The following is a 24,187-nucleotide window of genomic DNA, read 5'->3' as shown; positions in this document are numbered from 1 at the left end:
GTCTGCGGCGTTAAATGCCGCAGATTTGTTGCCGGGTGCACTGGTGTTTCCGAGTTTTTTGGTCGATTAAAGGCGGACCTTTCGCCTTTGCCAGTCACAAGCCGGGATGATGGCCCAGATCGAATACTCACAAAACGGATCGCGCAATCGTGGCGTACGCGGGACCCGCCTGCTGGCTGGGATCGCTTACCTTGTGGCGGCGGCTTGCCTGCTGCCCATGGTTGCGGTGGTGCTGGCAGCGGTGACGGGTGGGACCGATACGATCTCGCACCTGATGCAAACCGTTCTGCCGAGTTATACGGTGACCACCCTGATCCTTGTGGTGCTTGTCGCAACAGGTACGTTCTGCATCGGCACCGGCGCGGCCTGGCTGGTGACGATGACCCGATTTCCGGGTGTGAGGTTTCTTGAGATTGCCCTGGTTCTACCATTGGCTTTCCCGGCCTATGTTCTGGCTTATGCCTACACGTTCATTCTGGACCATCCGGGGATCGTACAAAGCACATTGCGGGACGTAACGGGCTGGGGTCCGCGCGACTATTGGTTCCCGGAAATACGCTCGACCGAAGGTGCAGCGGTGATGCTGATCCTTGTTCTGTACCCCTATGTCTATCTGCTGGCGCGTGCCGCGTTTCTGCAGCAAAGCGCAACGGCGTTTTTGGCGGCCCGGGCGTTGGGGAACAACCCGTGGCTGGCGTTTCGGCGCGTTTCGTTGCCAATGGCACGGCCGGCGATTGCGGGCGGCGTTCTGTTGGCGGTGATGGAGACCATCGCGGATTTTGGCACCGTTTCGTATTTCGGCGTGCAGACCTTTGCGACCGGTATCTACACCAGTTGGTTTTCCATGGCGGACCGCGCGGCGGCGGCGCAATTGGCGCTGTGCCTTCTGGTCTTTGCCTTGGTCATGGCTATGGCTGAACGCACCCAACGCGGAAAGGCGAAGTATTATCAGGCAGGAAAACAACATGTGGCGCAACCGGCAGCCAATCTGACGGGCCTGCGCGCCTTTGGGGCCTTTCTGCTGTGTGCGATACCGGTTCTGTTCGGGTTCTTGCTGCCTGTGATCATTCTGGTCGAGATGGGGCTGGAATCGGAACAAAACCTACTGTCGCGGCGCTATATCGAGTTTATCCAGAACTCGCTGACTCTGGCCGGAACGGCAGCGGTCATCACTGTCTTTGCGGCGATCAGCATCGGGTTCTTCCAACGTCTCAGGCCCGGACGGGCGTCCTCTGCGACGGCTTATCTGGCGCGGTTGGGATATGCCGTGCCGGGGGGCGTGATTGCGGTGGGTCTGATCGTACCGTTCGCCGGGTTCGACAATGCGCTGGATGCCTGGATGCGCAAGACATTCGATGTATCCACCGGATTGCTGGTCACAGGTTCGATCTGGTTGCTTGTCGCTGCCTATATGGTGCGGTTCCTGGCAGCCGCGCTCAGCGCCTATGAAGGGGGTCAAAGCACGGTGCACGCCAATATGGATGCTGCTGCGAGGTCACTGGGTCAGTCACCGCTGGGGACCTTGCGGCGTGTTCATTTGCCTATTCTGACGCCTTCCCTGTTGACGGCGCTCTTGATCGTATTCGTGGACGTAATGAAAGAATTGCCCGCCACGCTGATCATGCGGCCGTTCAACTTCGATACCTTGGCGGTGCAAGCCTACAGGTTGGCTTCGGATGAGCGGTTGGAGGGCGCGGCAGTGCCATCACTGGTCATTCTGGCCGTTGGTTTGTTGCCGGTGATCCTGATTTGCCGTCAGGTTGGTCGGCGGTAACACTTCTGCCTGAATTACCAAGTTGTAACGCATCAGGCTTGATTCAAACGCGATTTCCGGCAAGGCTGGAAGTATGAATATGCAGCCTCCCAGCCGGTTCTCGGCAAGTGCAGCGCAGATGCCCGTCGCCTTTGACCGGCATGAGATGTCCCAAATCCTGTCCGTTTATGGCCGGATGGTCGCCGCCGGAGAATGGCGGGACTACGGTATCTCGAACCTGCGCGACATGGCAGTGTTCTCGATCTTTCGGCGCACTGCTGAACATCCGATCTATCGTGTCGAAAAACATCCGCGGCTTAGGTCCCGACAGGGGATGTATTCTGTTGTTGGTATGGATGGCCGCATCCTAAAACGCGGCCACGATTTGCGTGCGGTTCTTCGGGTGTTGGAGCGTAAGCTGATCCGCGCAGTTAAGCCCGATTAGAGCCTTTTGTGGGCCGTGACCGGACCATCACCCTGCGCCTGAATACGCTCAATAGCCTGATCCATAGGTTCAAACACTACCGCCATATGGCTGGCGTTGGCGTGCAAAATCATATTGTCTCCGGATACCCAGGCCACATGACCTTTCCAGAACAACAAATCGCCCCTTTGCGCTGCTGACCCGTCAGCGAGTGTCGTGCCCAAAGCAGTTTCCTGATCGCCGCTGTCGCCGGGGCAAGGCACGCCGCAGGCCAAGAGCGCTGCTTGGACAAGCCCGGAACAATCGATACCAAGCCGGCTGTTTCCGCCCCACAAATAGGGCGTCCCAAGGAATAACTCGGCCACTGCGACCGGGTCCTGCGAGGTCTCAGAGATTGGTGCGGTGTGTATCTTCGGAACAAAGCCCAATTCGGTTTCCAGATAGCGATCTGTTTCCGCCAATACATGGATCTTGCTTCCGAAGCTGAGCGATACCAGATCGCGGCTTTTGAAGTCTGCGCTTTCATAGGCATGAGTCGCCGGGGCTTTAATCCAATGGGTGGCGGGGATGTCATGGGTCAATTGATCTGTTTGCAGCCAGCCAGTGTACCCGTCTTTGTCCGCGATGACCCTGATCCAGCCGTCCTTTTCATCTGCGACCTGAACCGTATCACCGAAAAGCACCTGCCTGTCGCGGGGCCCTTCAGGGTCGCGCAAAAGATCGACCACAGGCTTGGATATGCGCAGGCGAGTCATAGGCCCAACATCTCGGGCAAAGCGTTCAGAATCGCGCGCGGCCCTTGACCCAGACCACCCTTGCTGCGCCCGGGTTCCTTGCTGGGCTGCCACGCATAGATGTCGAAATGGACATAGCGGCGCGATCCTACGAACCTGCGCAGAAACAAGGCAGCGGTGATCGAACCTGCAAACCCGCCCGAGGGCGCATTGTCCAGATCAGCGATGCCGGGTTCGATCATCGCCTCGTAAGGTGCGTGAAACGGCATACGCCAGACCGGATCGGCCGACGCCTTCGCGGATTGCGACAGAGCCGAAACGCAAGTTTCATCATCCGTGTAAAACGGGGCCAAGTCGGGGCCAACGGCGACGCGCGCCGCGCCGGTCAGCGTGGCCATCGAGATCACCAGATCGGGCTCACCCTCATCCGCGAACGTCAGAGCATCGGCCAGAACCAAACGCCCTTCGGCGTCGGTGTTGTTGATCTCAACCGTCAGCCCCTTGCGTGAGGTCAGGATGTCACCGGGCCGGAAGGCGTTGCCCGCAACCGCGTTCTCGACAGCCGGGATCAGGACGCGCAGCTGCACCGGCAGATTCAGCGCCATAATCATGCGCGCCAATCCAAGCACATTGGCGGCCCCACCCATGTCTTTTTTCATCAGGCCCATCGAAGCACCCGGTTTCAGGTTCAACCCCCCTGTGTCAAAACACACGCCCTTGCCCACAAGCGTCAGTTTGGGGCCGCTGCTGCCCCAGTTCAGCTCGATCAATCGCGGGGCCTGTTCCGCGGCCCGCCCGACCGTGTGGATCATCGGGAAGTTCTGATCTAACAGCGTGTCACCCAGGGTAACGTTGCACGCAGCGCCAAATTCTCCGGCCAATGCCTCTGCCGCCTGTTGCAACTGCTCGGGTCCCATATCTGACGCCGGTGTATTGACCAGATCGCGCGTAAAAGCCTCGGCCTGCGCCATTGCTTCGATGCGCGCCGCATCCACCCCATCCGGTGCGACCAAAGCCGCTGATTCGCCGGATTGTGAGGCATAGCGATCAAAGGCATAGCCAGACATCAGCCAGCCAAAACACTCAATCTCTAACCGATCCGAAGGGAGGCCAGACGCGATATGATAGACGCCTTCCGGCAGGGACAGGGCAGCAGCGGCCAGTGGGAACCGTTTGCGCGCGCGCTTTTCATCGGTTCCGTATCCGGCCAGCGCCATCTCTGCTGTGCCAGTTGCATCGGGAACCAACAATGTCTGACCCAGCGCCGCTGAAAACCCGTTTACTGCGACCCAGGATTGCACGTGCTGCGTCTGTTCTTGCAGCCACGCTTCAAGGTCCGGTTGGGGGATTACATGAAGCGGTATCGAGGTGTCGGAGGATGCGGCAAAGGACAGAGTCATATGTGTCTCAGAAGTTGATTTCTAAGCCCAGACTAGCCGCGCCTGATCCGCCTGCAACCCCTGTCAGACGGAAAGATCCTGTTGATCCCACACGGCCGTCAAAGAGCGTTCACCGACGCGGATCAGCCGCGCCAACGTTGCACCCGCTGCTACCGCATCACCGGCATCGACGGTTTGGGCCACATCAGCGGCTACACGCGCCAGCGCCGTCATCCCGACTTGCTCAGAGATTGCGACCAACGATTTGGCACATTTGCGAAGATCGGCCCATTCGCGATGCCGCCAGTGCCGTTCGCAGTTTGAAAGGCGTACAGCCAGTTCTTCAACCGTGCGGCACAGCACGTCCAGCGCGTTCTTGTCCCCCAATTGGCGGTATAGCCCATTGAGTTGATCCGGGTCCAGCCGGACGGATTCTTTGTGTTCAAGCGTTGTAATCTTATCCACCACATTCACCCTAGTTTTAACGCCCCCACGGCGTGGAACTGATATTGGAGGTAAATTCCTTTGCAAAACCTTGCGGGGAAATCGGATAATGGGTCGAATTTTCCTTGAATTCGGTTTAGAGCGTCCTAAAGCGAGAAGAACTGGGACATCATAATGGACTTTGCCAAGCCTTTGCCGACCTATCTGGTCAAGCGGTATCACGGGTGGAAAGCCACAACTTATTCCGAGAACCAGGTTTGGTACAAGCGGTTGGCAGAAGAAGGGCAACGCCCCCGCGCGATGGTGATTTCCTGCTGTGACAGCCGGGTTCATGTGACCTCGATGTTCGGGGCCGACCAGGGTGATTTCTTTATTCACCGAAATATCGCCAATCTGGTTCCACCCTACGCGCCTGATGGTGATCACCACGGCACCAGTGCCGCAATTGAATACGCCGTTACCGCGCTGAAGGTCGCGCATCTGATCGTGTTGGGCCATTCGCAATGTGGCGGCGTTCAGGGATGCATCGACATGTGCAAGGGCGAAGCGCCGCAACTGGAAGCCAAAGAAAGCTTTGTTGGCCGTTGGATGGACATCCTAAAACCAAAATACGGGCTGGTCGCGGACATCGAAGACCCGGTCGATCAAGCCAGGCAATTCGAACGCCAGGCGGTTGTGGCATCTTTGGAAAACCTGATGACCTTCCCGTTTATCTCTTCGGCGGTCGAAGAGGGCGCGCTGAGCCTGCATGGTTTGTGGACTGATATCGGCGCGGGTGGTCTGGAATGCTTTGATCCCCATCAAAAGAAGTTTGTCTCGGTCTGACACCAATCTGACATCGAAGAAACGAAACGCATTACGGTTCTGATTCAGAGCCGCAATCCTGTATGATATGTGCATGCGTTTCCAGTTTCGGAGATTGAGATGAAAGTTTTTTTACGCATTCTGGCGGGATTGGGCCTGCTTGTTGTTGCGCTGATCGCGGTGTCGTATCTGTTGCCCGGCAAGGCCGAAGTGTCCCGCAGCATCACCATCGATGCGCCAGCCGAGGCGATTTTTCCCTACGTGAATTCCATGCAAGAGACGGAACAATGGTCTCCTTGGCTGCACCGTGATCCTGACACCCAACTCACCTATTCCGGACCCGACAGTGGGGTCGGAAACACTCTGAACTGGGCCTCAGACCATCCACAGGTTGGTACTGGTTCGCAGGTGATCGTCGAAAGTACTGAGAATCAGCAGGTCCTAACGGAACTGGATTTCGGTCCGATGGGGACAGCCTCGGCGTTCTTCCTGTTGGAACCGGATGGAGGGGCGACATTGGTGACCTGGGGCTTTGAATCTAATTTGGGTCTTAATCCGATGTCCAGATGGATGGGGTTGATGATGGATAATTGGGTGGGCGGCGACTACCAGCGCGGCTTGACCAATTTGAAAACGCTGGTCGAAAACAACAGTTGATCACGCGCATTAAACTTGCCCTGAACAGCGGTGTTTAGACACTATTCAATGCGAAATCGGGCAAGTTTCCCAAGATGATCCGATCCCATGAACGGGCGCAGTTCGACAGTTCCGGTTGTGCCTTTGGGAAACAGCAGGTTGTCTATCGGTAACGGCACCTTCCAACTGCCGAGGTTATGCGTGTTCAGCGCAGTTCCGAAACTTTGATTGTCTGCCGCCGCCGCAATCCTTTGGACGCTGGCCCCCCAAGGCACCATATTGAAATCCCCCGCGATCAGGACAGGTCCGTCCAGATCCGCGATGCGATCCGCGATAACCTGGCTTTGTTGTGCCTGATCGTATGGAAACGGCCATTTCAGGTGCACCGAAACGATCCAAACCGCAGTCTCATCGGGTGCCTCGACCTGTACGCCGACCAATCCACTGCCCTTAAGGCAAAACTCTGAGTTTTCGACGATAGGCAGTGTCGTCAGGATGGCAACGCTCTGCTCGGGGCGAAAGCTGCATACGGCCTTGGATGGATAGTGTTCGAAGAGGTTGTTCATGTATTTTTGGTTGTGACTGGATACTTCCTGCAATGTCACGATCTGGGCGTTGGAGGCGATGATATCGTCCGCCAAAGGATAGCGAGGCCAAGCCCTGCTCATCAGATTCTTTTGGTACAGCGTCAGGCAGGTTCCATTGCATTCCGCAGAGGGTGCAGCATAGCTGGCGGCAATGGAGCCGAGAGCCATCACAGCAACAGCCAAGGTTGTCAGAGCCATGTATCTTGCGCGCAAGTAGAGCAGCAACCCCGCACAAGGCAAAAGTAAAACCCCCGCCTGCGGACGCAACAGGGCAACCGAGTCCCCCACCGCAAAAATCTGTCCGGTAAAGCCAACAACGACAAGCGCCATCAGAATACACGCGCATCCGACGGTCAGAGTTCTGCCAATTCTGCGTTTGGTCGAAACCTGCATGCTTGCCTCAGCCACCTTGCGCGGGACACTGCCTGTGGGGTGTTGGGTTACTTCTGCCGCAGTCAAGGTTCTGTATTTAGGTGGCAAGCGCGCCTGTTTTTGTCAACTGGTTGGGGGAACCTGCCGCGTTCGGGGCCGGTCTTTGAAAACGTTTCGTTAGAAGAGCCGACGAGTATGGTTGATGAGTCAGTATGTGCTGAGTGAGAGGAATGGGAGGTTGGATGTGGAACTGTATTGAGGGGCGAGGTCCGTTTGGAGCCGATCGTGACCGATGCTGCAAGAGGAACGAAAGGCAGCTATGCGGAGTTATCGCTTCGGGTGCCGTAGCAGGCCCAAGGCAGCCCAATCTATACGATGGTCTGTTGTCCGGAATTGACCACGTGGCGCACACTACGGTAGAAGTTAACAAAATCATGGCGGCCGCATAAAGGCTGCGATCACCGGGCAGACAGATGTGATGAAACAGGCTTACGAGCACATTCAGAGAGTTGGCTTGGCTGCCCTCTGTCTAGCGTTGGTCGTTTGGTCCGTAACGCCATCATTCTCTCATGCACCGGCGATATTTGAGACGATCCAAGACCATCTTGAAATGGTTGAAGATCATGGCCATTCACATGGCTTCGAAGAAGACCTATTCTGGGCGATGCACGGCCATAGCCACGATGTGGCGGATCATGACCACAATCAGGCGTTTCTTACCAGCGGCCCCGGCATCGCACCTGAATTGCACCTAGGCGAGGCCTGGCGACGGCTGGCTTCCGCCAACGGCCCCACCCGTCAGTTCCGAATAGACCGACCTCCGCGCGCTTGATCGGCTCTGCGCGGCTCTCGCGCACCACTGATCAATCCAACTACTATGCGGAGTTAATCCATGAGAACCTTCATTGAAGGCGTTAGGCGCAGTTCTAAGCGTCTCGCGTTCTTCGTCCTATCCATGTTGTTGCTATCGACAAGCGCAGCATTGGCGCATGATGTTACGCCCGGCGATGCTGGCTACATCCAAGAAATCTGGGGCGTGCACATCATCCCCTTCATGTATCTCGGGGCCAAACACATGGTGACGGGCTACGACCATATCCTGTTCCTCCTCGGCGTCGTCTTCTTCCTCCATCGGTCGAAAGACGTTGCAGTCTACGTGAGCCTCTTTGCCGTGGGGCATTCCATCACGATGCTTGCAGGCGTCTGGTTTGGCTGGGGCATCAGTTCATACATTGTCGATGCCATCATCGGGCTGTCGGTAGTCTACAAGGCGCTCGACAACCTCGGGGCCTATCAGCGGTGGTTCGGTTTCCAGCCTAATACCAAGGCGGCGACTTTCATCTTTGGCCTGTTTCACGGCACTGGCTTGGCCACGAAGATATTGGACTATCAGATCGCACCTGACGGGCTTCTGCCCAACCTTCTAGCGTTCAATGTTGGCGTTGAGATCGGTCAACTGCTGGCACTCGCAGCCATCCTCATCGTCATGGGGTACTGGCGAAAGAGCGCCAAGTTCTTCGAACAAGCCTACACCGTCAATGTCGTCATGATGACCATCGGCTTTGTGCTGATGGGGTACCAACTCACTGGCTACTTCGTGGCCGCATAAGGAACAGCACAGATGTTTAATGCAAAAAAACCGAGCCTCGAAGAGTTGCCAAGCTCAGCCCAACTCCTTCGGTCCACCATCATCGCGGCTGTCAGCGCCGTGGCAATACTGGTCGCTGTTGTGCTGCCTGCGGAATACGGGATCGATCCAACGGGTGCAGGCCGCGTGCTTGGCCTGACTGAGATGGGTGAAATCAAGCAGGAACTGGCGGATGAAGCCGAACAAGACCAACAGCTTCATGGGCCTGACCAGTCGTCCAGCCTGCTAGGCGACATCTTTGGTCTGTTTGTTGGAACAGCGCACGCTCAAGAAGCGTGGCGGGACACAATCACATTCACGCTTGAACCGGGTGAGTTCACCGAGATCAAGGCAACCATGGAAGAGGGGGCGACACTTTTCTACGCGTGGGTGGCAGATGGTGGTCGGATCAACTTCGATCTCCATGCACATGCGGGCGACCAAAACGTGACCTACGAGAAAGGGCGTGGTCAAACGGAAGGCGAGGGCAGTTTTGAAACCCCCTTCGCCGGTGATCACGGCTGGTTCTGGCGCAATAGGGACGATGATCCAGTTACAATCACGCTCAACCTGAATGGCGCTTACTCGGACATTGTTCGAAGCGAGTGATATCGCAAGCCGCGCATCAAAAAAGTGGTGCGCGGCATCAATGCGGTCATTCGCTGCTTTGCTGTCAACGGCCGTTTGGTCCGCATCGCTGCCATCCGTCGCACTATGAACCGCAAGTCCGGTGAATGTCCGCCTGGTGGCCTAAATAGCTTGCCACAAAAAAACGTAGGCGCAGCTAAAGCCAGTTTCGGTTTGCAATCTGGGCTTACAGAAACAAAAAACCCGCTGACCAAACAGCGGGTTTCTTTTTAGTCTTTGGCAGGATTGAACCGTCAGCCCTTTTTCAGAACCTCACGACCCAGCAGCTCGGCGATCTGGACAGCGTTCAGGGCGGCACCCTTGCGCAGGTTGTCCGAGACGCACCACAGGTTGATGCCGTTTTCCACGGTCGAATCCTGACGGATACGGCTAATGAATGTGGCGAAGTCGCCCGCGCATTCGATGGGCGAGACGTAGCCACCAGCCTCGCGCTTGTCGATCACCATGATGCCTGGTGCTTCGCGCAGGATGTCGCGGGCTTCGTCTTCGTCCAGGAATTCTTCGAACTCGATATTTACGGCCTCGGAATGGCCGACGAAAACCGGAACGCGGACACAGGTGGCTGTAACCTTGATCGAGGGATCGACGATCTTCTTGGTCTCGACCACCATCTTCCACTCTTCCTTGGTCGAGCCGTCTTCCATGAAGACGTCGATTTGGGGAATGACGTTGAACGCGATTTGCTTCTGGAACTTCTTCGGCTCAACCTCGGTGGTTGGGTTGTAGATGGCTTTGGTCTGATCCCAAAGCTCATCCATGCCGTCCTTACCGGCACCCGACACCGACTGATAGGTCGAGACAACCACGCGCTTGATTTTGGCGCGGTCATGCAGCGGCTTCAGCGCGACAACCATCTGCGCGGTCGAGCAGTTGGGGTTGGCAATGATGTTCTTGTTTTTATAGTCGTGGATCGCCTCGGGGTTACATTCCGGCACGATCAGCGGAATGTCCGGGTCATAGCGATAAAGCGACGAGTTATCGATCACCACGCAGCCCGCAGCTGCGGCCTTGGGGGCATAGGTTTTGGTGGCGTCCGAGCCGATGGCGAACAAAGCCATGTCCCAGCCGGTGAAGTCGAACGTGTCGATGTCCTGGGTCGTCAGTGTCTTGTCGCCAAAGCTCACCTCTGTGCCCAAGGAACGACGGCTTGCCAGAGCGGCAAGTTCATCGACCGGGAACTGGCGTTCCGCCAGGATGTTCAGCATTTCGCGGCCCACGTTACCCGTGGCGCCGGCGACAACGACGCGATAGCCCATTTCATGTCTCCAAAGTTAAGGACGCGCGTTCATAGCTGCGTTGCGGCGAAGAAAAAAGGGCTTTTGGTGTGGAATCGAACGTTTGACGTCGAATTGAAGCGCATCAGGCGTTCAGAAGTCGCTGGTAGAGCGCAACCAACGTCTCTGCTTCACCGTGAATATCGAAATTCTGTTCGATATGGGCGCGGGCGGCCTGACTGGCCTTCGACAGGGAATCACGGTTTTCCAGCATCTCCGCCGCTGCATCGGCCAGCGCTGGAATGTCGTCGGGGGCTACGACCCGGCCCAGCGAGGGGTCGGTCACGATCTCGGAAAACGCGCCAACATCCGTTGCCACAACCGGCACGCCGCAAGCCATGGCTTCTAGGGGGGTGAGCCCGAACCCCTCCCACCGCTGCGGCGCGATGAACAGGTCCAGAACCTGATACCATTCGGCAATTTGATCAACCGTGACCTCGGGCATGAAAAGGATGCGATCAGAGAGTCCCGCCTTCGCGACCTTGTCTTTCAGCTCGGCCAGAAATGCGGTGTGCTTTTCGGTGGCCCGGCCCATGACGATGCCCGACACGTCGTCGAACTGCCCACACAGATCGATCATCGCGTCAACAAAGGCATCTGTACCTTTTTGGTGCCGGATGCGGCCGTAGCATCCCAACAGCAGCCCGTCCGGCAGCCCCAGTTTCGCGCGAACGGCGGCCTTGTCCTGTGGGGGCGTAAAGTCCTCAAGGTTGATGCCATGCATGACAACCTGTGCGTCGCGTTCAAGATACCCGGCGGTTTTTTGCGATGTCGCTACAATCGCGTCCATCTTGCCAATCAGCCATTTGGTATATCCCGTGTGGGGGCGTTGGGATGCGCTGGTGAACAGCAGTTTGAGTTTCAAGCGGAACACGTTCCGCAGGATCAGACCCAGAAGCATCTCGGTGTTGCGGCGGGCGTGCCAAACGCGTGTTGGACGGCGTGACAGAAAGGGCAGGCGACCCAGCGGGATATGCGGGATGTCAGCAGGCAGGCCCGGACCCGTTGCGGCGATGTTGATGGAGTGTGCCTGCAGCGGAACCAGCCTTGCGATGGTTGCGGTCACGCCCGAAAGCCTGCGTTTCAGATTTGGGGCTATGACGACGGGGTCTTTCACCGGGCTCTCCTGATGGCTGCTTCAGTCGACACTATCCCGGCTGAATAGATAGATCACGCAACCAATGGCAAGCGATATGGCAAAAAACCCGAATATCGCTGTGTAAGGCGCAGTTGACCCTGTCTGAACGGTGGCTGCATGAATCCGGCCGGTGACGAACTGGGCGACGCCCACACCGCCGATCCCGAACAAGTTCAGAAGAGTTACGCCGCGGCCGACCAGATGCGGCGGAACGAAAGCCCGCCCATGGGCCATGATGACCGGAAAGCTGGCCCCGGCAAAGCCGATGACGGCCAGCAGCAGCACAGACAGCCAGATTGCGTTGTCAATCCACAGGCACAGCAAAGTCAACGCTGCGGCCCCCAGCGCATTGCCTGCAAAAATTACCCATTTTCGAGTGCCAAATATGCGATCCAACGGCCCATAGACAAATGTGCCAGCAATCATTGCGGCCCCCATGATCAGGGTCGCGGTGCCGATTTGTGTTGTGCTTAAACCGAAGACATCGTTCAGATATGGCCCGGCCCAAAGACCACGCAAAGCGGCAGAGGGTGCGTATGCGACCAACATCAGCGGCAGGATCAGCCAAAGCGTGGGTTCTTTCAACAGGTCCAGCAAAGACCCCTTGTGATCCGTTTTGGCCTTCTCTGGGTCGTGTACGGTCAGCCAAATACCAACCGCAATAGCAGCGGACATACTGGCCAGACCCACCATTGTAGCACGCCACCCCATCCACTCTACAGCAAGGGCTGTCGGGTATGATGCCACAAGATTACCGACCGACCCTACACCCAGCATCACAGCAGCCAATGTGGCAAACTGAGCAGGAGGGTATTCACGAGCGAAGATGAAATATGAGGCCATAAGAACAGGAGAGCACCCAACACCGATCAGCCCCATGGCAATGCTGATGTGCAGTGGCGATGAAGCAGCCGCAAAAACTCCGGCACCTCCTGCGCCACCAATCAACAGCAGTACCGCTGCGGTCAGCCGTGGGCCAACCCGATCCAGCGCCCAGCCGACCGGGATTTGCATCGCGGCAAAAATCAGAAACCAAAGGCCCGAGGCAAATGCCAGATCTTCAGGCGTTGCGCCGATGTCCCGTTCCAGATCGAGGCTGAGAACAGCCAGAAACGCGCGGAAAAATTGGCTGAGCACATAGCCCAGGCATAAAACCACCAAACCTGCCTGCATAACCTGCCCCTTTTTGCGCACTTTAGGCAAAGGCTTGGCATGCCATGATGCAACGCACAAGCGTGTGTAGTATGTTTCAGAAACGCGACTTGGACCAACGTCCACCTAATTTATGCTCAACATTGATTTGAGGGGGACCATGAAAGACCTCCATTCCGAGTTTTATGAAAACCTTCCCCTCTTGCGGGATTTTACCTTGGTTGCGGATCCGGCACGGTTTTCGGCTGTCCCGGACGATTGGGTATTGGGTGTTGCAGACATCGTCGATTCAACCGGTGAAATCGCGCGGGGCCGGTACAAAACGGTCAACACGGTCGGAGCCGCCGTGATTTCAGCGATGATCAACGCCATGGACGGTAAGCTGTTTCCTTATGTCTTTGGCGGTGACGGCGCTGGTTTCGCCGTGCCACCCAGTCAGGTCGACGCGGCACGCGATGCTTTGGCCGCGTTGCGAAGCTGGGCGGAGGAAGAGTTTTCCATGCCGCTGCGCGCAGCATTGGTATCGGTGGCAGATATCCGAGCCGCCGGCCGAGACTTGCGTGTTGCCCGCTATGCGCCATCAACCGGTGTGGATTATGCAATGTTTTCAGGCGGCGGCTTGGCCTGGGCCGAGGCTGAGATGAAAGCAGGACGCAATATGATTGAGCGTGCCGAGACGGGGGTACAGCCGGATTTGACCGGCCTGTCCTGCAGGTGGTCCAACAGTATGGCACGGCATGGTCAGATCGTCTCGCTGGTTGTGGAGCCCACGGCGTCGGCCACAGAACGTGACTTTGCCGATCTTGCCCAATCTGTGCTGTCCATGTCGGAGCAACTGGAGCGCGCGGGTCATCCTGTGCCCGAGAACGGCCCGCCCATGAAATGGCCACCACCGGGCTTGGAGATTGATGCCCATGTGTCGCGCAACGGACGGAATATGATGCTGCAAAAAATCGTTTTGCTGTTTCAGAATTTGCTTATTGCGATCTTGTTTAAATCGGGAAAGCGCATGGGCCAGTTCGAGCCGGACCACTACAAGCACATGGTCAGTAGCAATGCGGACTTTCGCAAGTTTGACGACGGTTTGAAAATGACGCTGGATTGCGACCCGTCCACGCTGAAGCGTATCGAACAGATGCTGGAAGAGGCGCGGGCGCGTGGTAAAATCATGTATGGGCTGCACGCACAAGACGAAGCGATGATGACATGCATTGTGCCCTCGGCCACGCGCGACGACCACATGCATTTTGTTGATGGCGCTTCCGGTGGGTACGCTCAGGCCGCTGCAGCCATGCGCTCCTGAAAGCTCACATTTCCTTCCACTGCTCCGACAGTGAACGGGCCGCCTGCGCCAGCAGCATCACGTCAATGCCAACGGCCAGGAACTGTGCCCCCATATCCTTATAGGCTTGCCGTGCTTCGTCATTGGTTGCAAGGATGCCCGGTGCTTTGCCGGCGGCCTTGATCCGCGCCAAAGCGTCACTGATGACCTTGCGCATCTCGGGCGCGGCGCTGTTGCCCTGATACCCCATGTCGGTGGACAGGTCGGCGGGGCCGATGAACACACCATCAACGCCGTCGACTTGCAGGATGTCATCCAATGCGGCCAATCCGGCGCGGGTTTCAACCTGCAACAGCAAACAGATCTCTTGATCTGCCGTCTGTATATAGTCCGAAACAGATCCGTACATCGTCGCGCGTGACGCCATCGCGCCTACGCCGCGTATACCGGTTGGAGGATAGCGACACGCACGAACCAGTTCACGGGCCTGTTCGGCGCTTTCGACGATCGGCACCAAAACGGTCTGCGCCCCGGCATCCAGAACCATCTTGATCAACCACGTTTCGCCGATTGGAATGCGGACCACCGGATGTGACGGGCTGGCCGCCAATGCCATCAGCTGATCCCGAATCGAGCGGATGTCATTTGGAGCGTGCTCTCCGTCAATCACCAACCAATCGAAGCCTGCGGTCCCCATGATCTCAGCTGTGACAGGTTCGGCAAAACTCATCCAACATCCAATCTGGGTTTTTCCCTGATTTAGAGCCTTTTTAAACGCGTTTTCGGGGGCAGCCATTGGGTCTCTCTTTGTCACATATCCAAGGTTTTCAAAGGACTCCGGTTGGGCCCTTTGTGCATCTTCTCTGATGGTTTTGAATTGTCCAGCGGGAATGTGAAACTGTCAGGGGCGTTGTTGAATTTGACAGGTCCGTTTGTTGTCTTGATTGGGTTCGGCGTATTCACGAGAACGTGCGGTTTGCTTGCGAAAAAGCTGAAATTCGGCGATAATTTTAGCATGACCGACGATCTACCACTGACGTCGCGATCTTTGCCCATTGCGCTTTTGCGCGCGCGGGAAAAGGTTATGGGACCCATCCGTGCCATGCTGGCTGACGCTGGTGTCACCGAACAGCAATGGCGTGTCTTGCGTGTCTTAAACGAAGAGGGTCCGCAGGAACCAACGCATCTGGCTGATCGCGCCTGCCTTTTGTTGCCCAGCCTCACGCGGATTTTGCAGAAACTTGAGCAGCGCGGATTGATCTCAAGGCGTTCCCATCCTGCAGATCGCCGTCGGCAGATTGTTAAAATCAGCGCAAGCGGCGTTCAGGTCATTCGCGCCAATCTCTCTGTAAGTATCGCACAGGCGGAACGCATTCGATCTCAGCTTGGGGCTGAAAAGCATGAGCTTTTGCTGGACCTTCTGAACGACTTGAAGGATCTCGACCCCTGACCAAGGTCTACTTTATGGGACTTTGTCAGGGACCCCGCCGGAGAATGTAGGGGGGTCTCCGACGGGGCGGCCAGACTCGGACTGGATATTATGTGCCTGGCCCGAGGCCGGTTGCGTCACGTGTAGCCTGACGGTCCGGCCTGCGCTTCGGAGTGTATGCCGAGCCAAGAAAGGCTCTAATCAAGGCATTTTGCCCAAGGGGTGGGTGTATGCCTTTGCTCTCCGAAATAAGTGTTGCCAAATGCCGACTGATAAGTGGTTCCGAAATGTTGCCCAGGCAGGTCGGTTCGCCATAGAAGCAAGTTTGGATTTCGGGCGTTCGTTAGGTCGGCTTCACAACTTTCAAGTTAGGAGATAGTTCAACTTATGCCTGAGCCAAGTCGTATGTGTTCTTCCCCAGACGATGCCATAAAGGCGGAAGCAAACTGGCTTGGAAACGGGCTTTGTGTTGGCCACCTGAATTGAGCGACTTCGCGCTGAAACATCGCAATAGTCTTGGCGAGTTCCGGCGTGTTTTTCTGTATTGCTGACCGGCCCGACGCTCGTAAGATGAAGCAGCGCAATTGTCAGAGAGCACCATGTCAAACAGCCTTTTTTCTCTTCCTGACCCGGTCACTATCCCTGTTATTGGCAAAACGGCCGCGTATCCCGTTGGTCGCATATTCTGCGTTGGTCGAAATTATGCTGCCCACGCGGCTGAAATGGGAAACGAGGTCGATCGCGAAGCGCCGTTTTACTTCATCAAGTCAGCCGCAAACGCGGTTTTGTCCGGGGCAAAGGTTCCGTACCCTGCGGGCACTGAGAATTATCACCATGAAATGGAACTGGCGTTGGCCATCGGGAAGCCAGTGTTCCGCGCGAGCAGTACACAGGCTTGGGACGCTGTATACGCTTATGGCTGCGCCCTCGACATGACCCGGCGTGACCTGCAGATACGAGAGCGGAACAAGCAGCGCCCCTGGGATCTGGGTAAAGATGTCGAATACGGCGCTGTATTTGCCCCTCTGACATTAGCCGAAGATTGGTCTCCGGACGCGGACAAGCACATCCGGCTTCGTGTGAATGCTGAGATAAGTCAGGATGCGACGCTTGAGGAACTGATTTGGAAGATTGATGAAATCATCTGCCATCTGTCTGGCTTTTATCACCTGCACCCCGGCGATCTGATCTTGACGGGCACACCGGCGGGTGTTGGACCGGTCGTGGCAGGGGATGTTCTGAACGGTGAGATTGACGGGCTCGCGCCGATCGAATTGACCCTGACGGATGCAGAATAGACCCTATTTAGGGTCTTTTAGCCAGTTGTTGGCAAACTCGACATGCGTCACACCAGCCAACCGGCGTACCCGGTCCAGTTCGGCGTTCAGGCGTCGGGTACGGGCGTCGGACCAGCGTATTCCGCGCTCGGGCCAAAGGGCTTTGACGTGCAACATGTCGCAATCGCGATGCGCTTTCATGTCAATACGGCCAATCAAACGATCACCTTCAAGCAGGGGAAACACGTAGTAACCATAGCTGCGCTTGGGTTCTGGTACGAAGACTTCGATGCGATAGTGAAACCCGAACAGCCGCTCGGCCCGGTTCCGGTCGCGCAACATGGGATCAAACGGGCTAAGCACGCGAATGCGCCCCGGCGGCGGGGGCAGGTCCAAACTCTGGTCCGCCAGGTCTGGGCGGGCAAAGACCTTGCGGTGCCGCCCATCCGCGCAGGTGATTTCGATCTCTTCTATATCGCCTTTGGTCAGTGCCTTTGCGCACCAGTTTTTGGCTTCTGCTGCGCTGACCGTGTCCCAGAACGCTGCCAATTCGCCCGATGTTGCAAATCCAAGCCGGTCAAGTGCTGCGTTGCAAAGCCAATCCACAGTCGCTTCTGCATCGCAATGCATGTTTCCCGGACAAAGTTGGGTTTCAATAACCCGCTCTGTTAGGTCATAGCGTTTCTGAAACCCGTCGCGGCCAACAACTGTAAGCGCGCCAGACCGCCACAAAAACTCCAAGGCGGTTTTTGACGGGTGCCAATCCCACCAACCGCCCGAGCCTTTCTTTTCGTCCTTGCCCACGTCCGAAGAGGATACCGGCCCATTGTCTCGGATGTGCTGCAACACCGTTTCAAACTGTTGTTCGAACCCATCCCGTCGCCAGTTCTTCCACCGTGCCTTCAGCAAATCTGCGTCGCGCTGAAAACGTAGATGCCAATGCGGGTAGAACTCCATCGGGATCACGGCCGCATCATGCGTCCAATGTTCGAACAGCTCTTTTTCCCTTTCATAGAGCCTTTTGAGGTTCGCACTGCGATAGCTGGGTCTGCGAGAGAACAGGATCAAATCGTGGGCGCGAGCAACCGTATTGATACTGTCAAGCTGCACAAAACCAAGCCTCTGGATCAGATCCAGAAGCGCATCGCCTTTGGCCTCACCCGATGGCTGTTCTGCCAGCGCGTGGCGGTCCATGAAAACGGCCCGAGCCGTTCGGTTATCGAGCCGTTTGAGGGGTGCCGTCATCGCCGTTTGAGGGTGTCGCCAAAGCTGATCTTGGGTGTCAGTGTCGCGCGTGTTTCAATCTCAGAATCGGGGTCTTTCAGGCGTTCGGCGATGATTTGGGCGGCGTGGCGGCCAATCTCAAGCCGGCAGGCATCCATCGTCGCAAGCTTGCGCGGAAGACCTTGCAACAACTCGACATTGTTAAACCCGGCCAACCCGATCTGTCCCGGGATGTCGATGCCTTGCTCAAGCAAGTACAACAAGCCACCCGCACCGATCATATCGTTGGAATAATACAGAAAATCCAGATCGGGAGAACGTTCCAACATCGCCTGCGTCATCTCGCGCCCCTTCGCAAGGGCCGACCCGCCGGAATAAAACTCGCGGTCTTCGATTTCGATCCCGTGCTTGCCCAATACCTCAGTGAAGCCTTCGAATCGCTTCCGGGCGCGGTGATCCAGAGGCATCTTGGTGCCCATGAAGCCGATATGCTGATACCCGGCCTTGAGGATCGCCTGCGCCATCTCGCGCCCGGCGCGACGGTGCGAGATGCCGACCATCGCATCCACTGGCTTGCCGTCGGTATCCATGATCTCGACCACAGGAATGCCCGCTGAATCCAGCATGGCGCGTGCGGCTTCAGTATGTTCCAGCCCTGCAATGATCACGCCTGAAGGCCGCCACGAAAGCATCTCGTACAGCACTTTTTCTTCTTTTTCGGGCAGGTAGTCGGTCACACCCACAACAGGCTGCAGTTCGGTGTCTTCCAGCACCTGATTAATGCCTGTCAGAACCTCAGGAAACACCATGTTCGACAGCGAAGGGATAATGACCGCGACCAGATTGACCCGGCTGGACGCTAGAGCGCCCGCGATCTTGTTGGGGACATAGCCAAGCTCTTTTGCGGCGGCCAGAACGCGGGTGCGGGTGGCGTCTGACACGTCCCCCCGGTTCCGCAGCACCCGGCTTACCGTCATTTCGGATACTCCAGAAGCCTCGGACACATCGCGAAGGGTAAGCGGGCGTTTGGATTCACTGTTCACGGGAGGCACCTGTGTTGTTGTTTTGCCCGATGGTAGCGTGAACAAGTCTGCGTGTACAACAATTGTGCAAAGCCGATGACAACCCGGAAAATCCCGGTTACAGAAGGCCACACACGGCCCCGTGGCTCAACTGGATAGAGCAGCCCCCTCCTAAGGGGCAGGTTGCAGGTTCGAATCCTGCCGGGGTCGCCACTCCAAAAAATAATTGCAAATCAAGGCACTTATTGGGTAGTGGGAACCAAGGGGTGGTACAAAGGACACCACTGAGGGACACTACCGGAGTGCAGCATTGCAATACATCGAGCAACCGAAGGGGCCGGGGACGGCCTACCGCTTTAGGATGAAAACGCCCAAAAACTTGCGCGGAACACCGAATCCATGGACGGATGACAAGCCATTTGGGGCGTGGATCATCAGGTCCATGAGTGGTGAACGGCACCTGCCGAGTGCTAGGAAGCTGCGGGACATATTTTTGGCGGAGGTCCGCAAGCTAGAGATCGAATATCGGGTGCGGCAGAGGTTCAGCTTGGAGAGGGCGGAGACGTGGGCCGAGGCATTGCGGACAGAACGCGACCAGACCCTTGTCCGTGATCTCATCTATGAAGAGGCCGAGATGGCACCGGAAGGAGAGCGGAAGGCTTTTCTGAAGGTAGCGACGGCGACGACCCTGCCGCTGTCAAGGGCACTGGAGCAGTATCTCGAGGCAAGGGCGCCAGATAACCCCTACGGCAACAAGCCGCTTGGCAAGACCTCCGCCAATGAGGTGGTAACGGCGGTCAACTATCTTTGCGCGTTTTGTGACACGACACCCGACGCACTCTTTCTCGACGACATCACTCCGGAACTGGTGGCCGCGTTCCAGCACGAATTCCTTCCCAAGCAGACCTCCAAGAAGACCGGGAGGGGCCTTACCCCGGCGACCGTGGCAAAGCTCATCGGTATGCTTCGGGGCCTCTGGCGTTGGGCGTTGGCAAGAAAGAAGGTGAAGCTGGAGAGCAATCCGTTCAAGCCGCCCGAGGATGATCTGCCAAAGGCGAAGAAGCGGAGCGAACCGAAGCGTGACCAGTTCAAGCCCGAAGAGGTCCAAAAGGTTCTCGAAGCGGTCCCCCAAGGTGACAGAATGGGTGACCTCTTTCGCGTCGGCTTGGTTACCGGGGCGCGTGTGACTGAGATTGCGAAGGTGACCGCATTGGACACGAAGGAGGACGGTTCGGTCTTTCTCATTGCGGGTGGCAAGACCGACAATGCGAAACGAGTCGTCCCTGTGCCAGAGGTCGCCCAGCCAATCGTCGCACGCCTTCGAGCTGAAGCCATCACCGGAGAGCATGAGCGTTTATTTAACGCCTTCCCCATTAATGCATCAACAGGCACCGCTAAGTCCGCCTCCAAGGCTTTCACAGGGTTGCGCCGGAAGGTGCTAGGGAGGGAAACCGACGAGCGCTTGGCATTCCACTCCCTCCGGCATACTTGGAAGACGCTCTCACGCAGGGCTGGTCTATCAATCGACGACGCCCACGATCTAGGTGGGTGGGCCGGGGTTAAGAGAACTTCCGACCCATATGACCACGGCCTGAATGAAAGCGAACTTGCTGCGGCGCAGGAAAAGGTAGCCACGATATTGCGCAATGAAGCGTTTTTGGAAGGTTTTTGAGATAACTGCCAAGGCTTGGTCGGGTGGCCTTTAGCGGCAACCGCTTAAACCATCTACAAGTCATCCGCAGCCTTCACTCCCCTCAGTTCATCTTCAATTTCCCTTTCATCCCTGATGTGGAAGTCAATTTGGATGGGTTTAGGTGTTCCTTCTCCATCTTTAGGAGCGTTCTCTAACACCTGCTCGATTACGTGCTGAATATCGCTTGAGATAACTGGGAGCGCTTCTTTGAAGGAGGGATAGGCGGCTATTGCCCCATAGGTGCCGAGCAAGAAGTGTCCGAATAGAGCAGCTCTCGCAAGAATGCTTCCTTCGACAATGTCTACCAGCTCAACACTGATTTGGGACAGGGCAATACCTGCTTCGCCGTAGCGGAACGAATAGTTTGTTTCCTTCGAGAGAAACGTATTTCTCAGCGCCGTTACGTATTGTTCAACCCATTTTTCGGCCCGTGGGTCATCGATCGAGCCCTCAAGTCGAATAATCAGTTTTGCGATTTCCAGCTTCTTCACATTTGAGTCGTCATCCAAGTTTTCCAGAATATTGTCCACATCTGTTGGGCTGTATGCCACGTCCCAGCGCCATTTGCCAAACCGACCGTCTTCATTGACTGCCGCAACCCACTCTTCCAAGGCTGAATGTTTGGCGTCGTTTTGTGCGGACTTTTGCCCTTTGATTTCCAAAACGAGGTTTTGACCTTGTTTCGACTTTACTAAGAAATCCGGGATGTAGCGACGCCTCGAACCATTCCATAAGTAGAAAATCTCTAAGCCTAGATGATCGTTTTTTGCGTAAGACTGGACACTTTCTGATCTCTCCAGTGCGTTTGCCGCATACCCTTCCCAACCCGCGTCACCCACCACGTGACTGATATGGGATTTATGGGCCACCACTGTCGGTTTGGTCGTATACCAAGTCCGCATATCCCCCGTTCGGCCAACAGGCCGTTCCTCGTCAAATACTGGGACGACAGCAGTTCTGTTTTCTTGTCGAATGTATTGGCTGACATGTTGAACAACGGTGTCGATATTCAGCCCAATCAGAATTCGCTTCCGCAATGGGTCCTGGTGAAACAGCGACGGTATCACCAGTGCGTCAGAAGCTAGGAACGTCTCGACGAGCTTGATCAGTTGTTTGAGCAGCAGTTCTTCCCGTCCCACAAAGCTTGGCGCTAAGTCTGCGAAGGCTTTACGTGCCGCTAAAAAGATCAGCCTTTGAAGTCGGAACCCCTCAGGCACCTTCTCCAAGTCAATCGGGACGATCTGGCTCATGTCAGATGCCCCGTTCATCGCGGGCGCAATCTCCGCAGAAATCACAGTTGCGGCAGGATCAAGTTCGAGAGCGGGAACCGCATCCCAGTCCACCACTAAATGGTGCTGCAGAACATGCTCAACACGCAGAATGTTAGGCCAGCGCAGTTCATGTTCTGCCCGCTCTTTTACGACCTCAATCTGAGTGCTGGGCTTTGGAGGCTTGGGCGGAGTTGGGTCGTCAGAGTTATCTTGGTAGATGGACAACGGCACACCGAAGACGTTCACATACTCTGTCACGAACAAGCCGTCTCTATCGCCGCCGATCTCCTTGTCGTAGGATACGCGCCGCAGACCTCGCCCGATAACCTGCTCGCACAACAGCTGAGACGTGAAGGCGCGCAATCCCATGATGTGCGTTACGTTCTTGGCGTCCCACCCTTCTGAGAGCATCGCGACGGAAATGACGTTCTGAAGATCTTGACCAGCGCCGTTGCGTTTGCCGACGTTGTCTACGATCTCTCTAAGTAGCTCCTCTTTCTTGCCCTCAAGCAAATCGCTTTTGATTGTCTCGGGTATACTTGCGGCTTTAACAATTTCGTGAAGCCTTTCCTCATATGGTTTGTCGGCGGTGGCTTTATCCCCGACCTCCGCCTTTTCGAGGACCTTGCTGTCTACTCTGAGGGTCTTCGCTGGAGCCTGCATTTCCGGCCAATAGGCGTCGCCGCTATTGAAATAGTATTCAATGCGAGCCGCCGTTTCGGTTCGGTTGCAAACGGTGAGAAGAACGGGCGGCGAATGCATGCCTTGTTTCTCCCAGTCCTGCAGTGTCGCTCGCCAATCTGCGCCTAAGAGCGTGTATGCCTGCTGAACTAGCTGAGGCAGCGGTTCATGAGGCTCGGCCTTCCGGTTCAGGTCCTCCGAGACTGATTTGTCTCTGTAGATGTGATAGAGCTTTGGCCTGAGAGTCGCGGCGTCTGGAATTGCATCGTCTCTGACCACCACGCGCGGTGTTTTCACCAAGCCCGCTTCAATCGCGTCGTTGAGACCGAAGTCTGAGATAATCCAAGTGAAGAGAGCGTGGTCTGATGCTGCCATGCCGGACGGCGAGAACGGTGTCGCCGACAAGTCGAAACAACGCGAGATGCGCCGGGTCTTGTAGATGCGGTCCAGACCCTCGACCCACCTTGTCGCCTCGTCAGGGTCGAGGCCCATGGCCTTTGCCTTGTTCTTCCCGACCTTGTCGCGCGGGTTCTCCCGATAGGCATGGTGTGCTTCATCGTTGATAACGACAATGTCTTTGAACTCTGCCAGTTTCCCGAGAACACGGCGAGTGAATGCCTCGTCGGTTTCAGGGCCCTTCTTGACGACGGACCTTTCTGGCTCCTTTGCGGGCATCAGTGAGTGCCAGTTTTCAATCAGCACCTCGGCCTGATTGAGTTTCTGCCGCATAGCGTTGTCTGGGCAGATATTGAACTCGTCGTAGTAGCTGTCATCAGCTGGGATAAGAACCTGAAGTCGCCCCTTTACGGTCAACCCCGGGGCTACGATAAAGATGGCCCGACTGAAGTCCTTGTTGCGTTTGGGATAGGTGAGGGCGTTCAGAACCTGCCACGCGATGATCATAGCCATGACAGTCGTCTTGCCAGAGCCGGTCGCCATCTTGTTACACAGACGCTCCCATGGCCCACCATCGCCTTGGATGTGAATGCCTTGCTTGTATTCGGCGGCTCCCTCCACCCACCAGATGAGTGTCTCAATCGCCTCTAGTTGGCAGAAGTAGAACTGCAGTTCCCGTGCCGTTTCGTCGTGCCAATGCTCAAGCAACTTACGCGTCACAATGGTGATGCCGGGGTATCCAGCCTCACGCCACTGGTCGACACGTTCGCGAATGATGTTGACCAGTTCGATCTCTTCAACCCGACGGGTTTGGTCACGCGTGTTGATGATCTCGTAGCTCGCGGGCCGCCGCTCATGGCGCAATTCCAGCGTGCCGTCGTTAACCTTGTGCCAATACTTGTTTGGCCGCTCTGTTGGCTTGTTGATGATCAATGACATA

General features: G+C 56.4%; 22 protein-coding genes and 1 tRNA gene. 12 read left to right on the top strand and 11 right to left on the bottom strand.

All coding sequences use genetic code 11. The features are described from left to right. Window positions 1-109: 109 nt before the first annotated feature. Window positions 110-1,774 (top strand): iron ABC transporter permease, encoded by a 1,665-nt coding sequence (locus GS646_RS16765; protein WP_171648213.1) that lies wholly within the window; start codon window positions 110-112, stop codon window positions 1,772-1,774. Between the two features lie 73 nt (window positions 1,775-1,847). Further along, window positions 1,848-2,198, top strand: a complete 351-nt coding sequence (locus tag GS646_RS16760; protein ID WP_171092942.1) for a DUF2794 domain-containing protein — start codon at window positions 1,848-1,850, stop codon at window positions 2,196-2,198. Here GS646_RS16760 and GS646_RS16755 read toward each other — a convergent pair. From GS646_RS16755 to GS646_RS16745, 3 genes are all read right to left on the bottom strand, one after another. Then, window positions 2,195-2,932 carry a C40 family peptidase gene (locus GS646_RS16755; RefSeq protein ID WP_171184567.1) on the bottom strand — a complete coding sequence of 246 codons (738 nt, stop codon included), beginning with the start codon at window positions 2,930-2,932 and terminating at the stop codon, window positions 2,195-2,197. The genes GS646_RS16760 and GS646_RS16755 overlap by 4 nt on opposite strands. Further along, window positions 2,929-4,311, bottom strand: coding sequence for a M17 family metallopeptidase (locus GS646_RS16750; RefSeq protein WP_171648215.1), 1,383 nt, complete (start codon window positions 4,309-4,311; stop codon window positions 2,929-2,931). The genes GS646_RS16755 and GS646_RS16750 overlap by 4 nt, the downstream gene beginning before the upstream one ends. Window positions 4,312-4,374: 63 nt before the next feature. Continuing rightward, on the bottom strand, window positions 4,375-4,764 hold the full coding sequence (locus GS646_RS16745; RefSeq protein WP_171184563.1) for a hypothetical protein: 390 nt from the start codon (window positions 4,762-4,764) through the stop codon (window positions 4,375-4,377). Window positions 4,765-4,908: 144 nt separating this feature from the next. Between GS646_RS16745 and GS646_RS16740 the strand changes: the two genes are divergently transcribed. After that, a complete protein-coding gene (locus tag GS646_RS16740; RefSeq protein WP_171092950.1) occupies window positions 4,909-5,559 on the top strand; it encodes a carbonic anhydrase in 651 nt (216 codons plus the stop codon). A 99-nt stretch (window positions 5,560-5,658) separates the two neighbouring features. Beyond that, entirely contained in the window at window positions 5,659-6,195 is a 537-nt protein-coding gene (locus GS646_RS16735; RefSeq protein WP_171184561.1) for an SRPBCC family protein, read from the top strand. Between the two features lie 41 nt (window positions 6,196-6,236). Here GS646_RS16735 and GS646_RS16730 read toward each other — a convergent pair whose 3' ends face one another. Next, window positions 6,237-7,154 (bottom strand): endonuclease/exonuclease/phosphatase family protein, encoded by a 918-nt coding sequence (locus GS646_RS16730; protein ID WP_171678564.1) that lies wholly within the window; start codon window positions 7,152-7,154, stop codon window positions 6,237-6,239. Between the two features lie 493 nt (window positions 7,155-7,647). On the opposite strand from GS646_RS16730, the gene GS646_RS16725 reads away from it, so the two are divergent. The 3 genes from GS646_RS16725 to GS646_RS16715 all read left to right on the top strand — a co-directional run bounded on the left by GS646_RS16725 (window position 7,648) and on the right by GS646_RS16715 (window position 9,369). Beyond that, window positions 7,648-7,965: a hypothetical protein gene (locus GS646_RS16725; protein ID WP_253758697.1), complete on the top strand. Its 318-nt coding sequence runs from the start codon at window positions 7,648-7,650 to the stop codon at window positions 7,963-7,965. Window positions 7,966-8,088: 123 nt separating this feature from the next. Then, on the top strand, window positions 8,089-8,742 hold the full coding sequence (locus GS646_RS16720) for a HupE/UreJ family protein (protein ID WP_253746717.1): 654 nt from the start codon (window positions 8,089-8,091) through the stop codon (window positions 8,740-8,742). Between the two features lie 12 nt (window positions 8,743-8,754). Beyond that, window positions 8,755-9,369, top strand: a complete 615-nt coding sequence (locus GS646_RS16715) for a transmembrane anchor protein (protein WP_171184554.1) — start codon at window positions 8,755-8,757, stop codon at window positions 9,367-9,369. A 272-nt stretch (window positions 9,370-9,641) separates the two neighbouring features. Here the strand turns inward: GS646_RS16715 and GS646_RS16710 are convergent, their stop codons facing one another. The 3 genes from GS646_RS16710 to GS646_RS16700 form a co-directional block, all read right to left on the bottom strand. Next, window positions 9,642-10,664, bottom strand: a complete 1,023-nt coding sequence (locus tag GS646_RS16710; protein ID WP_171184551.1) for an aspartate-semialdehyde dehydrogenase — start codon at window positions 10,662-10,664, stop codon at window positions 9,642-9,644. A gap of 103 nt (window positions 10,665-10,767) precedes the next feature. Beyond that, a complete protein-coding gene (locus GS646_RS16705; RefSeq protein ID WP_171184549.1) occupies window positions 10,768-11,799 on the bottom strand; it encodes a glycosyltransferase family 4 protein in 1,032 nt (343 codons plus the stop codon). Between the two features lie 21 nt (window positions 11,800-11,820). Then, window positions 11,821-12,993, bottom strand: coding sequence for an MFS transporter (locus GS646_RS16700; RefSeq protein WP_171648219.1), 1,173 nt, complete (start codon window positions 12,991-12,993; stop codon window positions 11,821-11,823). A gap of 139 nt (window positions 12,994-13,132) precedes the next feature. Here GS646_RS16700 and GS646_RS16695 point away from each other — a divergent pair, with 139 nt between their 5' ends. Then, the gene (locus GS646_RS16695) at window positions 13,133-14,275 is read left to right on the top strand and encodes a DUF3095 domain-containing protein (protein WP_171648221.1); all 1,143 of its coding nucleotides are present in this window, start codon (window positions 13,133-13,135) and stop codon (window positions 14,273-14,275) included. A gap of 4 nt (window positions 14,276-14,279) precedes the next feature. On the opposite strand, the gene GS646_RS16690 is transcribed toward GS646_RS16695, so the two are convergent. Next, the gene (locus GS646_RS16690; RefSeq protein WP_171648223.1) at window positions 14,280-15,050 is read right to left on the bottom strand and encodes an HpcH/HpaI aldolase/citrate lyase family protein; all 771 of its coding nucleotides are present in this window, start codon (window positions 15,048-15,050) and stop codon (window positions 14,280-14,282) included. Window positions 15,051-15,269: 219 nt separating this feature from the next. Here GS646_RS16690 and hpaR point away from each other — a divergent pair, with 219 nt between their 5' ends. Both hpaR and GS646_RS16680 read left to right on the top strand, forming a co-directional pair. Then, the gene (gene hpaR / locus GS646_RS16685; RefSeq protein WP_171184541.1) at window positions 15,270-15,704 is read left to right on the top strand and encodes a homoprotocatechuate degradation operon regulator HpaR; all 435 of its coding nucleotides are present in this window, start codon (window positions 15,270-15,272) and stop codon (window positions 15,702-15,704) included. Window positions 15,705-16,282: 578 nt separating this feature from the next. Next, window positions 16,283-16,981: a fumarylacetoacetate hydrolase family protein gene (locus GS646_RS16680; RefSeq protein ID WP_171648225.1), complete on the top strand. Its 699-nt coding sequence runs from the start codon at window positions 16,283-16,285 to the stop codon at window positions 16,979-16,981. 3 nt (window positions 16,982-16,984) lie between these two features. On the opposite strand, the gene GS646_RS16675 is transcribed toward GS646_RS16680, so the two are convergent. Continuing rightward, window positions 16,985-18,154: a winged helix-turn-helix domain-containing protein gene (locus GS646_RS16675; protein WP_253758700.1), complete on the bottom strand. Its 1,170-nt coding sequence runs from the start codon at window positions 18,152-18,154 to the stop codon at window positions 16,985-16,987. A gap of 47 nt (window positions 18,155-18,201) precedes the next feature. Further along, the gene (locus GS646_RS16670) at window positions 18,202-19,227 is read right to left on the bottom strand and encodes a LacI family DNA-binding transcriptional regulator (protein WP_171092978.1); all 1,026 of its coding nucleotides are present in this window, start codon (window positions 19,225-19,227) and stop codon (window positions 18,202-18,204) included. Window positions 19,228-19,342: 115 nt separating this feature from the next. Between GS646_RS16670 and GS646_RS16665 the strand changes: the two genes are divergently transcribed. Together GS646_RS16665 and GS646_RS16660 are read left to right on the top strand one after the other, a co-directional pair. Continuing rightward, window positions 19,343-19,419, top strand: a tRNA-Arg gene (locus tag GS646_RS16665). Window positions 19,420-19,516: 97 nt separating this feature from the next. Continuing rightward, entirely contained in the window at window positions 19,517-20,878 is a 1,362-nt protein-coding gene (locus tag GS646_RS16660) for a tyrosine-type recombinase/integrase (RefSeq protein ID WP_216602073.1), read from the top strand. Between the two features lie 53 nt (window positions 20,879-20,931). Here GS646_RS16660 and GS646_RS16655 read toward each other — a convergent pair whose 3' ends face one another. Beyond that, complete coding sequence (locus tag GS646_RS16655; protein ID WP_171648231.1) at window positions 20,932-24,186, bottom strand: BPTD_3080 family restriction endonuclease; 3,255 nt, start codon at window positions 24,184-24,186, stop codon at window positions 20,932-20,934. Between the last annotated feature and the right edge of the window lies 1 nt (window position 24,187).

This window comes from Ruegeria sp. HKCCD4315 (genome assembly GCF_013112245.1).
Lineage (GTDB): Bacteria > Pseudomonadota > Alphaproteobacteria > Rhodobacterales > Rhodobacteraceae > Ruegeria.
This window is presented reverse-complemented; position numbering and strand designations above follow the sequence as displayed.